The organism is Burkholderia cepacia, assembly GCF_001718835.1.
Classification (GTDB): Bacteria; Pseudomonadota; Gammaproteobacteria; order Burkholderiales; family Burkholderiaceae; genus Burkholderia; species Burkholderia cepacia_F.
In genome coordinates this window covers 2,387,417-2,399,814 of record NZ_CP013443.1, presented here as the reverse complement: position 1 = coordinate 2,399,814, position 12,398 = coordinate 2,387,417, and the positions used below count along the sequence as shown (strand labels likewise).

At 62.7% G+C, this 12,398-nt stretch carries 13 protein-coding genes; all 13 read right to left on the bottom strand.

Annotation, left to right across the window (positions count from 1 at the left end):
• Window positions 1-280 precede the first annotated feature (280 nt).
• The 13 genes from WT26_RS14375 to WT26_RS14315 all read right to left on the bottom strand — a co-directional run bounded on the left by WT26_RS14375 (window position 281) and on the right by WT26_RS14315 (window position 12,218).
• Complete coding sequence (locus tag WT26_RS14375; protein WP_080485659.1) at window positions 281-778, bottom strand: JAB domain-containing protein; 498 nt, start codon at window positions 776-778, stop codon at window positions 281-283.
• 203 nt (window positions 779-981) lie between these two features.
• Window positions 982-1,722, bottom strand: coding sequence for a DsbA family protein (locus tag WT26_RS14370; protein ID WP_069270338.1), 741 nt, complete (start codon window positions 1,720-1,722; stop codon window positions 982-984).
• Complete coding sequence (locus tag WT26_RS14365) at window positions 1,719-4,607, bottom strand: conjugative transfer ATPase (protein ID WP_230461571.1); 2,889 nt, start codon at window positions 4,605-4,607, stop codon at window positions 1,719-1,721. Before WT26_RS14365 ends, WT26_RS14370 begins: the two co-directional genes overlap by 4 nt.
• Window positions 4,607-5,035: a TIGR03751 family conjugal transfer lipoprotein gene (locus tag WT26_RS14360; RefSeq protein WP_069270337.1), complete on the bottom strand. Its 429-nt coding sequence runs from the start codon at window positions 5,033-5,035 to the stop codon at window positions 4,607-4,609. Before WT26_RS14360 ends, WT26_RS14365 begins: the two co-directional genes overlap by 1 nt.
• Window positions 5,016-6,482, bottom strand: coding sequence for a TIGR03752 family integrating conjugative element protein (locus WT26_RS14355; protein ID WP_069270336.1), 1,467 nt, complete (start codon window positions 6,480-6,482; stop codon window positions 5,016-5,018). Before WT26_RS14355 ends, WT26_RS14360 begins: the two co-directional genes overlap by 20 nt.
• Window positions 6,472-7,302, bottom strand: coding sequence for a TIGR03749 family integrating conjugative element protein (locus WT26_RS14350; RefSeq protein WP_418220258.1), 831 nt, complete (start codon window positions 7,300-7,302; stop codon window positions 6,472-6,474). Before WT26_RS14350 ends, WT26_RS14355 begins: the two co-directional genes overlap by 11 nt.
• A 53-nt stretch (window positions 7,303-7,355) precedes the next feature.
• The gene (locus WT26_RS14345) at window positions 7,356-8,033 is read right to left on the bottom strand and encodes a PFL_4703 family integrating conjugative element protein (protein WP_069270335.1); all 678 of its coding nucleotides are present in this window, start codon (window positions 8,031-8,033) and stop codon (window positions 7,356-7,358) included.
• Window positions 8,030-8,449 (bottom strand): TIGR03750 family conjugal transfer protein, encoded by a 420-nt coding sequence (locus tag WT26_RS14340; RefSeq protein WP_069270334.1) that lies wholly within the window; start codon window positions 8,447-8,449, stop codon window positions 8,030-8,032. Before WT26_RS14340 ends, WT26_RS14345 begins: the two co-directional genes overlap by 4 nt.
• A gap of 7 nt (window positions 8,450-8,456) precedes the next feature.
• Window positions 8,457-8,831, bottom strand: coding sequence for a TIGR03745 family integrating conjugative element membrane protein (locus WT26_RS14335; RefSeq protein ID WP_069270333.1), 375 nt, complete (start codon window positions 8,829-8,831; stop codon window positions 8,457-8,459).
• Between the two features lie 16 nt (window positions 8,832-8,847).
• Entirely contained in the window at window positions 8,848-9,087 is a 240-nt protein-coding gene (locus WT26_RS14330; RefSeq protein WP_042583892.1) for a TIGR03758 family integrating conjugative element protein, read from the bottom strand.
• The gene (locus tag WT26_RS14325; protein ID WP_231130452.1) at window positions 9,084-9,353 is read right to left on the bottom strand and encodes an RAQPRD family integrative conjugative element protein; all 270 of its coding nucleotides are present in this window, start codon (window positions 9,351-9,353) and stop codon (window positions 9,084-9,086) included. Before WT26_RS14325 ends, WT26_RS14330 begins: the two co-directional genes overlap by 4 nt.
• Before the next feature lie 343 nt (window positions 9,354-9,696).
• Window positions 9,697-10,536 (bottom strand): hypothetical protein, encoded by an 840-nt coding sequence (locus tag WT26_RS35715; RefSeq protein ID WP_015602372.1) that lies wholly within the window; start codon window positions 10,534-10,536, stop codon window positions 9,697-9,699.
• Window positions 10,530-12,218: an ATP-binding protein gene (locus WT26_RS14315; RefSeq protein WP_069270331.1), complete on the bottom strand. Its 1,689-nt coding sequence runs from the start codon at window positions 12,216-12,218 to the stop codon at window positions 10,530-10,532. Before WT26_RS14315 ends, WT26_RS35715 begins: the two co-directional genes overlap by 7 nt.
• Window positions 12,219-12,398 lie beyond the last annotated feature (180 nt).

Genomic DNA, 12,398 nt, shown 5'->3' with positions numbered 1-12,398 from the left:
ATGGCATGCACTCCGGGATCGGGCCGACGAACATCACCGCGTCGTGTGCGCGGACGCGTCATGCGGCGGTGGAAGATGCTTCCCAGTACGCCGAAAAAACACCGCTGTTGCGGCGAGAAAACCGCATGCCGTCGCCACCGGCTTTTCTGCACGGCCAGGTTGTGGATCGGATCGCCGAGTATTCATGCCGAGGTGGCCACACCATGCGCCTCTCGTTCTCAGAAAGGCTGCACAGTGGGAGATAGCGAAAGAGGGCGCCCCGTGAGGGGCGCTCGATGAGTTAAAGCAGGCCCGCTTGGGCAAAGGAAAAGGGCTCGCCCTGACCGATGATGAGATGGTCGAGCAACCGGATATTGACCCGTCGGAGCAGGGCCGTCAGTTCGGAGGTCAACGCGCGGTCTGCGTCGCTCGGCACCGTAGCGCCCGACGGATGATTGTGGGCCGCGATAAGGGCGGCGCTGTTGAGAAGCAGCGCACGATGCAGGATGACGCGGGGCGCGACCTGCGCGCCATCGATGGTGCCGAAGAACAGCGGCTCCACGGCGATCACGCGATGGCGCGTGTCGAGAAAGACCACCGTGAAAACCTCGCGATCTTCTCGCGTCAGGGTGAGCCGCAGGTAATCGACCACCTCCTGCGGGCGGGTGAGCGCCGGTCCGCGCTGGAACAGACGCCGTTCCAGCACCGCGATGGCATCCTGGATGAGTTGGTGATCCGCTGACGTCAGGGCGGATGAGGTCAGCGATGGACGATCGACACGTGAGAGGGACGCAAGCACGAGAAACCTCCTGAATGAAAAAAACGCAGGAGGGCCTCGCCGCACGGGAGAGATTCTCTCCCGCGGTGTGGGACGATCATGCTCCGATCGGAGCGACGAAATACGATGCATCACTCGTTGTTGAACGAGTGCCCGCCAAGACGATGCACGCGGGCTGGCGCGGTCACACGGTGCACGCCGTGCGTAGCCTGGAAGACCGCTGGCTACGGGGTATCCGATGAACTGTTGATTCGCGTTCGAGGGCTGACGGTGGTGGACGCACGAGGCGCGCTGGCCTGCGGAGAGTCGGCGAGCCAATCCATGGCAGACAGCAGCGCATCACCTTCGGCGGTGCCTTCCAGCACGATCGCTTTGCCGGACGTATGGTCGACCAGTTTCACCGTCGGTGTCGCCTCAATACCCGCACGGCCGGCCGCCTCCGTTTGGGCTTGCACCGCGTCGCCGACGGCGGGGTTGTCGAGGCATGCCTTGAGTTTCGGTGAGGTCTCCGGGAATGCCGCCGACGCCGGTAAGCCTTGGCCGTTCCCGCGCGTGTTCGCATAGATCCACGCCACGGCCTGCCAGAATCCCTCGTTGCCGTTCGTTCGCCCGGCACACTCGGCCAGCCACGCGTCACGGGTCGCCGCCGGTTCATGGATGGCAAGCGGACGGTGTTGCCACTGCCAGTTCACCTCGGGATGCGCATCGATCCACGCCTTCAGTACCGGGAAATACGCCTTGCAATACGGGCATTCGAGATCGGCATACTCGATGAGGGTGTAACGTGCGTGCACGTTGCCATAGACCCATGGCGGCGTGGCGGTGGATGGCGAGCGATGCCGCACGCCGACGAGCGTCACGCTCACTGTCAAGAAGGCGATCCCCACGACGGTGCTGAGGACGACGCGTCGACGAAAGCGCGATGCGTCGCGCCAAGTGTGTTTGAGGGCATGCCACGGCGTCATGGCGCGACGTCCGCCAGCGTCGGCATGACGATGCCCCGTGCGCGATCGATGCGTTCGGCCACGCGCATCGCCGCGTCCAGCTCGCTGATGCCGTACTGCTGCATCAACTGGTAGCGCTCGTTCTTTTCTTCCGGTTCCGTCATGGCGAGTGCGAGATACAGGCTCGGCGGCACCACGCGAAACAACAGCTCCATCGAACGCGAGAGAATGACGCCCTCGGTGTACTTGCCCGCTTCCTTTCGCGCCGAGAGCATCAGCGCCTTCTGCGCGGGACTCAACTCGCGGAAACGCGCGATCTTTTCGACCTCATCCGGTGGCATCGACAGGCAGATCCACCACTCGATCATGTTGAGCATGGGCTCGGCGGCCTTCGGCAGGTCGTCGAGGTTCTGCGTCGCCAGCCAGAACCAGGCGCCGAGCTTGCGCCACATCTTGGTGATCTTGACCACGTACGGTGCGAGCAGCGGATTCTTGGTGATGATGTGGCCTTCGTCCGTCACGTTGATGATCGGCCGGCCCCGGAACTGATCGCGCTCGGCGAGATTGTTGACCGTGTTGATCAGCGAGATGTAGGCGATCGAAAGCTGCGCGTTGTAGCCCTCGCGTGCAAAGGTGGCGAGATCGACGATCGTGATGTCGGCTTCGGGCCAGGGTGTACCCGGCCGGTCGAACATCTCGCCATCCACGCCCTGGCAGAACATGTCCATCGCATCGGCCATTTCCAGGAGGCGTGCACGTCGCACCTCGGGCAGCAACGCATCGCGGCTGCGCTCGCGCAAGGCATCGCGCACGTCGCGGGTGAGCACGGAGCGCTGGTCACGCGCACAACGATGGGCGGCGTCGAGGATGCACTGGCGGATCAGGCTGCGATCGGCCCGCGTCATGCGCGCTTCTTCCTTGTCTTCGCCGCCGGTGATCATCAGGCGCGCGGTGATTTCGAGTTCACCCAGCACGTCGCGCTGCTCGTCGCCGTCCGGCGCACCCGCCGCGGGTTCGTCCAGCGCATCGACATCGAGCGTCTGCACGTCGCTCGGCGTGTCGACCAGACGGTGCGCATCTGCAAACGGGGCGAGACTCACGCCCGAACCGGGTGATAGCCGCACCCGATGCACGGTCAAGCCGAGCCGTTGCGCAAAGTCGCCGAACAACCCGAACGAGTTGCCCGCTTCCACGATGAACAGCCGTGGCCGGTAGATGGCCGTGATCTGGACGAGAAGGTTGTTGAGCGTCGCCGACTTGCCCGAACCCGTGGGTCCGAACAGGAACAGGTGCGCGTTCATTTGCCGGTCGAGGCGATTGAGCGGGTCGAACGTAATCGTGCCGCCGCCGCGATGAAACAGGGTGATGCCGGGATGCCCGGTCCCCTGGCTGCGTCCCCACACCGGTGCCAAGTTCGCGAGGTGCTGCGCGAACATCAGTTGCGTATACCACTGCCGCCGATCCTTGGCCGGGTCGTAGTTGCACGGCAACCAGCGCAGGTAGCTGTTGAGCGGTGCGACTTCGTCGTCTTCGCGCACCGGTTGCAAGCCGGCGCCCAGCATCACGTTGGTGAGCTGCAGCGTGCGCGCATCGAGCTCGGCACGATCGCGTCCTCGTAGGTAGAACGCGACCGCGCCGCGATAGAGCTTGTGGGCGCTGCCGATCAGCGTGCGCGCCTGCTGCACGTCCTGGCGCGTCTGCTCGGACGCGAGCGTTTCGCCGACCGATTTCTTGCTCAGGTAATTGAGATGTGCTTCGAGCGTGTCTTGCGGCGTGACGACCAGCGTCATCGCCATCAGGGTGTCTTCCGGCATCTGGTCGAACAGCGCGTTGATCGCATCGCCGCTCTTGCGTGTCTCGCCGGTGAGATGGCCGGTGGCAGGTGGCGTGCGCAGCCGGTCGAGCACGATCACGCGATGCGGCATGCCGTCGAACGACCACAGCCCACTTTGGACGTCCGAACGGGGTGGCGTGAAGAACAGCCGTTGTGCGAAGTCGGTGCCGCTCGCCAGTTCCAGTTCGCCGTCATCGCTCTCGTCGGGATAGGCGGCGAGTTGATAGAACCGCTCGCGATCCTCGGCGGTGTCACCGAGCAGCGTGGGATGCGGATTGAACCAACGTAGCAGCCAGGCGTGAATCTCGGCGGCGGACAGGCGTCGCGCTTTCACGCCGGCGTTGGCCAGCCCGCCGTTCAGGCGATCGCACACCGACGTGAGCGCTTGTTCGGGCGAGAGACCGCGGCGTGCCGTGCCGTCGGCATCCCGCCGGTACACCACCATGCGCACACGCCGTGACTGCCCACGCCACGGCAGTTGCGTGACGGTCGTGTCCTGAAACAGCCCGCCGGGTGTCGCGATCGCGCGCAGGTGATGCGCGAAGAAGCGCAGGTAGAAACGGGTGAAGGCGGTCTCTCTGGCGCGGGGTTGCACGTGGGCATCGAGCGTGTCGAGGTACACCTCCCACGCGGTTTCGTCCTGCGCGTAGAACTGAACGATCCACGGGTGATCGTCCAGCTCATCGAAGGCATCCTGCAACGCGTTCTCCACCGCATCGCGCACCTGCATCAACCACGCCGGCTCGCGACCTTCGGTGCCCACCGGCGTGAGCTCAAAAAACGCGGCGACCGACACGCCATCCTCGAGCAGCATGCTTTGCGAGGCAGGGAGGACCTCCACCCAGGGCAGCAGTTCGACGAAGGACGGGGCAACGTCGTAGAGCGCCTGTTCGTCGGCCACTGTAGCCGGAGGGCGGCCGATCGATGCGCCCGGTAGAGGGATGCCGTGGGCGCGCAAGCGCGACGCATAGGTTTCCCACGCAGAGTCGTTGTCCTGGTCGATCTCGGCCTTCGGATCGCGACGGGGCAGAAGGCGCTCGCGCAGCGTAGCCCAGGGCGGCAGCCAGCCCATCAGTACGACTCCGTCCGTTCGCCGGGCATCGTGTAGTGCACGCGCTCGTAGAACGGAAACACGGTGCTGTATCCGGGTACCGGCGTGGGATGCGTACCGGCCAGATGCGGAAACACGTACATCACCATGTCCGGGTTGGGCAGGCGATGAAAGAGCGACCTGATTTCGTTTTCGGCGGTACGCGTGTAGCTCGCGTTATCACCGGGGGCGGTCGCTTGGTCTGCGGATGTCAGCGGTCGACGTAGCGCTTCGCGTGCATCCATCACCTGTCTCGTGGCCTGCGCGGCGTTCGCGCCGCCGGTCTGCTGATTCCAGATGTCCAGCATCGTGGCGTCGCCGTGCGGCAAGACCTTGTCTTTCGTGGTTGCGCAGCCGGCAAGCAGCACGAGGCAGGCGGCGATCAGGGCGCTAGTCGAGATCCGGTGCATGCGAACCTCCCGTTCGGTAGTTGACCTTGCGGCCTTTCGGGTCGTAGTCGAGGGTGAGCGGTTGATCGATGTGGACGGCCACCTTGGCGCCGGGCTTCACGTAGATGGCGGCGAAAGCCTGGCCGTAGAGCTTGTTGACCCATTGCGACATCTCCTGCACGCCGCCCGCCAAGATGCGACCCATCGCCTCGTTGCCGGAAATACCGACGGTGCCGAGCGTGTTGCCGTTGCTCGATACGTAGGACACGTTGTCGCTGCCCTTGGGAATGAGTGATGCCGCACCCGCGCCCGCCGCGGTGATCAGCGCTTGCGAACCCAGGTATTGCTCGGCGTTGCTGCGCCGCTCGCCCGCGACGCACGGAATGCCATAGGGATCGCTGATCCAGCCCAGGCCGCCTTGCGTGGTCGCGGCGCCGTTGGTGGTGTTGCTGGTGGTGTTGCTTGCCGTGTCGCTGTTCGACCCGTGATCGTTCGCGGGCAACGTACGAATCGTGCCGTCGCGGAACACGAAGGTGATGGAGCGGATCTGTCCGCGCACGCACGAGAGCGTCCAGTCGCCCGATGCCGAACCGCTCACCACCGCGCCCGCGACATCCGGCAGATCGATGCCGTTGGCGGTGAGGTTGTCGGGGCCAATCAGCACCTTGAACGGATACGGATCGTTGACCGTGCCGTCGACGGGCACGCGCCCGATCAGTGCAGTCATCGCGATCGAACCGATCAAGGTGGCATTGGCGGGCACGGTGTAGACCGGACGCAGGTGCGGTTTATCAGTCGCTCCATCGCCCGGGTTCGTCGTGTCGTTCGACGGCAGTGTCTGCTGCGCGGGCATGGTGTCGGCCGCTCCGAAACCGCCAACCGCGCCGGTCGAGGGGGCGGATGATGCACCGTTACGCTTCGTGCCTTGCGGGGTCTTGTCGGCCGGTTCGGTCCATTGCATCTCGCCGCCCGCGAAGCCGGCGCCATCGACCTCGCGCAATCCCAGGCCCACCGGCAGATCAGTGCCATTCTTGTGATCGAGCGTGTCGAGGCGGTGTTCGAGATCCTGCAGCAGACCTTGCGTCTGTTGCTGGTCGCTTTGCGCCTGGTTGCGTTCGTCGTGCAGGCGATCGCGCTCGGCGTTCACCGCGTTCTGGATGCGCTGGTCGATGTCGCTTTCGCGCTGACGCAGGCGCTCGTTCTCCGCGCGCTGCGCCTGGTTGTCGTTGACCGCCGCCTGGATTTCGCCGCGCAGCGCTTTCACCTGACCGACCAGCGTGGCGACCGTGTCGTGCGGCGTATCGCCTTCGATGCCGAGGGCCTTGAGCTCCGCGGGTGTCAGCGTGTCGGACGCGACGTTCGATGCCGCGCGCGGCGCGTGGTGTGCTGTCCACGTCTTGATCAGCCCCCACACCGCGAGCACCAGTACGGGGATGACTAGCCATTTGAGCAGGCCGTTACTTTTCATCGCCGGCTCCTTCGGTCGTGGACGGCGCCGTCGGATGCACGTCGATCGGGCTGACCGTGGGCAGTAGCGAACCCGCCAAGCCGTGACCGCGTGTGACGAGATACACGACGGTGGTATCGGTGTCGTCGCCGGCCGGTCCGAGGTCGGGATGCTGGAAGGTGGCGGCCACGAAATCGCCCTGCAACGCGCGCGGATCGAGATCGAGGTGCTGCGCGGACGTGTTGGTCAACCGAACCGCAGTGACCCATTCGTCATCGAGCCGCCACGCGGCCCAGGCCGACGCGCTCACGGGCACGGTGGGGAGCAGACTGTCCAACGGCAGCGTGCGATCGACGGGCACCGATGCGATACCGTCGACAGGTTCCACGGTGCGCAGCGGGGCATACAGGCTTTGCGCGGCATAGCGCGTGAGTAGCACCGGGACCGGTGTATCGAGGGCCTTGGTCGCGTTGTCGTTGGCATCATCGTCGCGCGTTGGCGTTTGCGCCGACTTGCTGGACGGTGGATGGTCCACGACGATCCGCACCGGCTCCAGCGGCGCCTCCTTGGGCGCAGCAGGATGTGCGGCAATGTCGAGCAGGATCAGCGTGCCGTTGGCCACATCTTGCAGTTGCAGGCGGGTAGGTTCGATCGGCGCACTGGCGCGCAAGTAGATCGCACCATCGGCACTCTGCACGCGCAGATGATCGGCGATCGCGGCCGGCACGCCGACGCGCACGTCGCGATCGATGAAGACCACCCGCTCCTGGCCGACGATCAGCGGCACGGCCAGCGGCAGGCGATCCCAATGCATCACGTCCACCGCGTGCGCGGGCGACATCGCAAGATGCGCGAGCACCACGAGCAGGCCCAGTGAACGAAACAGTCGTCGTGTCATGGCAGAACTCCGCTGGCGCCCGATGCGGCGGCCGGTGGGGTGGGCGTCGGCAGCGCGAGCCGTTCGGGTGGCGAGGCGTAGCAGTCGAGGCCGAGTCCGAACGGGTTTTTCTCTGGATCGATGTCCATGCGCACGACCTTCAGCCGGTAGCGCACGAGGGCGCGCTTGACCTGCTCGGCGCCGTAATACTCATCGGCGGCGAGATCGAGCGTGGCGAGCCAGGCATCGTTGGAAAGCACCTTCACATGAAAGCCGGGATCATCGCCATAGCCGTGGCCGGGAATCTCGTAGATGCCGCGGACCCGGTTGCGCAGCTCGCCGCTGTCGCGCCGGTACGCCACGTCGCTGTCCAGAAACGCCTTGCACGAGGGCGTGAGATACGCGGTGAGCGCGCGGAGGTTGCGCGGGTAATCCTCTTCGCCGTTGGTCGGCCAGCGGTTGAGTTGCTGGAACACATAGAAGGCGAACGCGTAGACGGACGAGGGCGGCACTTCCCACCATTTGCGCGTGCTACCCGAGCGCAGGTCCGGCGGAATGTGGATGGTGAGCTGGCGAGGTGCATTCCACCAACCGATCGCGAGGGCCAAGACGAGTACGAAGAGACCCGTGACGACACGACGCAGGGTGGTCACGTGCGCATCCAGCCGCGCCACTTCGTTGCGAAAGCGACTCATCGCACGCCTCCGCGTGTCGTGAGCGTCGTACGGCGAACGGTCCATGCACCGGAGCGCACGATCAGCGCTCGCGCACCGATCCAGCGCGACACGAACGGCGCATGGCAGAGCAGCCACCATTGCCACTGCCGGTAAAGCCACGTATCCGGGCGCCCACGTTTCTGTCGGCGCAGCAGCGTGCCGCCCGCGACGATGCCGGTCGCGATGCTTGCCATGATCGTGGTCGGCGCCATGGCGATGCTGCGTGTGAGCCACGCGAGCGGCATGCCAAGCACGATGCCCGCGATCGCGGAGAGGCCGACGGTGATCCAGAGTTCGTCAGCGGTGAGTCCCCGCACGATGACGGGCTGTCGGTTCAGGCGATTTGGCAGGAACGCCACGGTGCCGTCGCGAAGGGTGTCGATCTCGTTCGGCATGGGCGACTCACAAAATGCCAGTGGCCTTGGTGAGCAGCCAGATGCCCACCACCAGCAATAGCGCGCCGACGGCCACCGTCAAACCGAACTGGCCCCAGGTCTTGCGGCCGGTGTGAATCTCCGAATACGTGCTGTAGGCGTGGTAACACACGCCAATGAACATCGAGGCGATGATCAGCAACGCCACCAGCATCACGATGTCGTAGCCATAGTTCTGCAGCGTCTGCAGGATGCCGTTGCCGGCGCCGCGCGAAGGATCTTCGAGCGTGGGCAATCCCGGATAGGCCAGCAAGGGCATTGTGACGAAGGCGGAAACAGCGCCCGCGCACGTGCTACGGACGAGGCGGCGTACGAGGGTGCAAGAACGGAGACGCGTAGCCATGGGGAAACGTCCGAGGTCAGGAAAGCAGAAGAAAGGTCAGCACCACGTACATCGCGGCGAAGCGTGCGGCGACACCGAGGAACTGCGCGTTGGAGAGTCGCCGTGCGGCCCAGCCCGCATACGCAGTGCGCAGCGCCCATACGCCCCAGATCAGCACCACGACGAAGACGACGCTGACGAGCAGCACCGAGCAGTCGGTGGGCGAGAAACCACCATTGCTCTGGAACGCGGTCAATTGATCGCCCGTGAGGTTCATGGCGCATCCGTCCTCACGCGATAGTGACCGACGAGCGTGGACGGATCACGCGGTAGCGGGCGACGCCGACTCAGGTAGTCCTGGACGCCTTCGCGCACGCGGGCGATGTCGGCGTGCAGGCGTGCGTAGTCGAAGTGCTCGTGCGTGCTGTCGCTATCGGGGAGCTGTTCGCTTTGCGTCGCGAGTCGATCGATGGTGTCGAGCTGGCGCGCGATGGCGGCGAGTTGTGCGGATTCGGACGCGGTGTCGGCTGCGTGCGCACGCATACCGCTGCCGCCGAGGCATGTGGCGACGGCCCATGCCAAAGCCAGCCGTCGCGTTGTCGTGGATGTCGTTAGGGATGCCATCCCTGTCGTCCTGGGAGTCGAGGATGGCTGCAGGTTGGCGCTTCCGGCTCATTGCGTCAGTCGACAATCCGCTATCGCCGTCTACCCGTTTTCACAAGACGCTATTCCTGCATATTGGAAGGGGCAACCACGCACGTTGACATAAGCATAGCTGGCCGTAATGTCGCACCCTATGTCGGTTGGGCGCACGGCCGCGTGATCAATCGGCTGATTTCGCGTCGATGGAACACCTCCATGGCAGATGCGTACGGATTGCGGAGGCCTATAAGTACTGTGGAAGCGGCTCGTTCGCGAGATAGTCGAGATGATCGGGATTGCCTAGGACGGCGGCATAGAACACGTGTTCCCATGTGTTCAGGGATGGATCGGCAACGCCCTGCTTGAATGTAGCCAATGTTTGTTCGACATTTTGGCCGCTCGTCCGCATCGCGCCGACCAGTCGCAGCAAGCGGCGGTATTGGTTGCGGAAGAATGATGCATATCGCGTTTCGATTTCCAGCTCTCGAACGTGTGTTCTGATGAGCGCTGCGTGATCTGCGTTCAAGTCTGGCGATGCACCGAGCGTGAAGGATGGTGCATCAAAAGGAGGGTGAATTTCGAGGTGAAGTACCTGTTGGCCAACGAAAGTGTCGAAGTACGGATGAACGAAGAATCGAGGCGACTGTGCGTTGCCCACCTTTGTGTCCTTTGCATCCTGGCATGCGTCACACATCGGAAAAAGATTGACGGGCGTTATGCAAAAGTGAGGATACTTACCCTTCGGAAGATAGTGGTCCAGTGTGTTGGGACGACCGAGCTCGCCGCATGCTGGACATACTGTCAAGTCGTGCTTGCGCATCGACTTGAGTATCGGGGATTGCACTGAGCCGGGCGCAGGTGACAGGTAGAGGTTTAGGAAGGACTTCTTTTTAGTTTGGATTGCGGGCCATGTGCCAACCGTCGGCGGTGTGCCGGCGTTGTCGATATATTCCTGAACGCGTTCGCACCACTCATCCTTAATATTGTTAAAGAAAGTGGCGTTGACTCCCCCGGCTCGTTCGTCGACGACATCTTTCACAAGCTGCACACTATCGAACGCCGGCATCGGTAGCTTCATCACCATACGTTGTCATCGTCCATGGACTTGATCTGCACGAGCAGCTCTTCGTTGAGGTTATCTCCCAGCGCATCGATGAGGGACTTCGCTGAGCCGTGTTCCTCGAGTTGGTGCTTCAGCCATTTCTCGAAAGGCTTTGACACTGCATTGTCGCCGAAGACGTAAGACGAGATTCGCTGGATGTCGCCGCCGAAGGTTTGAAACGGCGGATGTTTGATGACTAAGCCGTCGTCGGTGCGTTCAAAAACATGGACGCAGTCGGCCGGAACTTCGCGAACGATGACTTCCGAGTGGGTCGCCAGAAGGGCTTTTGAGTTGAAGTTGGCAAGGATTTCCTTGAGCATCTCAAGGAACTGAATCTCTAGGGTGGGGTGTAAAAACAGCTCAGGCTCATCGATCAAAATGAGGCTATTGCGTCGAATAGCCCCGAGCAGGTCAATCACGATGTATGCGAAGAGACGTTGGCCTGAACTGAGTTCGATCGGCGTGCCATCCTTGAAGAACGCCACCCCCGACTTTGCCACGCAAGCTTCAAGGATGCGCTGAGGATTTGCGTGGTTCATGGTGTGGGTCGCGATTGGAACATAGCGATGACCATCAAAGTCGACATGCGTGTCCCCGGTCACACCATTCACGTCGGCGTAAAGTGACCGGACGCGTTTCCCGGATTCGACTTCCACCGCTGCAAAATCGAATTGGAACGCGGTGCGTAGCACAGTCTCGACCGTACTTACCTTGCGCGCCCAGTCTTCGATCGCTTTGTACTTCTGGTCGTCTGCGAGGCAGGCAACCAATGACTGCGCGGCAGTTATCTTGGGAAATTCATGCGAGATCCGAATTCGGCGGGCTTCGCCCGATCTGCCCCTGAAGCCGAAGTAGCGGTAAATGTCCTTATCTTGGACACTGATACCATCCATGTCGACGGGGAATCGTTCGAAAGGACTGTACGAGACAACCGCAATCTGACTGAGGTTTGGTTGTTCTGCGAACCCAGCTTCCTCTTCCGCGTGATCAGGATTAGTCCAGCACTGGACCATCTGATGAAGCACACGAGACTTCCCGACGCCATTGGGTCCGATCATCACGTTGATGTCGTGCGGCAAAAGAGCCGCCGCATCAAAATTGAGTGTCAACGTCGATATCGCGTTGTAGACGTCCCTGAAATTGAAGTTGAAATCCTGTACGGCAATGGCCAAGTCTTCGAGTACTTTCCAGCCATCGAGATAGGCGGTCACGCTTCCTCGCTCGCGTTGCAAGGAGTTCTTAAAACCCTCTGTGGCAACCAGCTTCTGGGCGGCTCCATCCAGGCTACGAACCAGCAAGCTGGCGTCACGCAGTGCGCGGGCCACCTTCATTGCTACCGCGCCACCAAGGTGAGCCTTTACTTGTTGGTAGAAGGTGATCTCCTGTGGGACGGATATGTAATCAAGGCCGGGCGCCGGAAAGGTGCCATCCCAACCAGCTTTGCGCAGTTCATCTAGCGCAGTGACGGACATTGTAAGGTCGCCGATAAGCAGACGGATTGCACCAATGTCGACGAGTTTGCCGCCCAAACGACAGGTAGTCGCGAAACTGGTCTTATAGCCGTAGTCGTCCCAGTTATCCCAAAGGAGCTCGATGACATCGCCGTCCTCCTGTGGCGCCGGATTGCGGCGCGCACTCCGCCTTCCCAAATAGCAGACTTTCACTTTCCTCTCCGATTCACACGTGCCACGCGGCTCACCGCTTGTTTCTTGGGATCCCCAGCCGGCATGTTAGCAGTACAAGTCGCAAGGGGTCACACGATGCCGATCGAGATTGGCCTTTTCAACGCTCGGAACGGGTCAGTCGAGGCATATGCGCTCAGCGAAGAAAGCAGCGTATCGATT

Bases quoted from the DNA above. Each gene is read 5' to 3' on its own strand.
- WT26_RS35715 (WP_015602372.1), bottom strand. From the start codon at position 10,536: ATGGTGATGAAGCTACCGATGCCGGCGTTCGATAGTGTGCAGCTTGTG.
- WT26_RS14360 (WP_069270337.1), bottom strand. From the start codon at position 5,035: ATGCACCGGATCTCGACTAGCGCCCTGATCGCCGCCTGCCTCGTGCTG.
- WT26_RS14370 (WP_069270338.1), bottom strand. From the start codon at position 1,722: ATGACGCCGTGGCATGCCCTCAAACACACTTGGCGCGACGCATCGCGC.
- WT26_RS14345 (WP_069270335.1), bottom strand. From the start codon at position 8,033: ATGAGTCGCTTTCGCAACGAAGTGGCGCGGCTGGATGCGCACGTGACC.
- WT26_RS14335 (WP_069270333.1), bottom strand. From the start codon at position 8,831: ATGGCTACGCGTCTCCGTTCTTGCACCCTCGTACGCCGCCTCGTCCGT.
- WT26_RS14350 (WP_418220258.1), bottom strand. From the start codon at position 7,302: ATGTCGCCCGCGCACGCGGTGGACGTGATGCATTGGGATCGCCTGCCG.
- WT26_RS14330 (WP_042583892.1), bottom strand. From the start codon at position 9,087: ATGAACCTCACGGGCGATCAATTGACCGCGTTCCAGAGCAATGGTGGT.
- WT26_RS14340 (WP_069270334.1), bottom strand. From the start codon at position 8,449: ATGCCGAACGAGATCGACACCCTTCGCGACGGCACCGTGGCGTTCCTG.
- WT26_RS14325 (WP_231130452.1), bottom strand. From the start codon at position 9,353: ATGCGTGCGCACGCAGCCGACACCGCGTCCGAATCCGCACAACTCGCC.
- WT26_RS14365 (WP_230461571.1), bottom strand. From the start codon at position 4,607: ATGGGCTGGCTGCCGCCCTGGGCTACGCTGCGCGAGCGCCTTCTGCCC.
- WT26_RS14355 (WP_069270336.1), bottom strand. From the start codon at position 6,482: ATGAAAAGTAACGGCCTGCTCAAATGGCTAGTCATCCCCGTACTGGTG.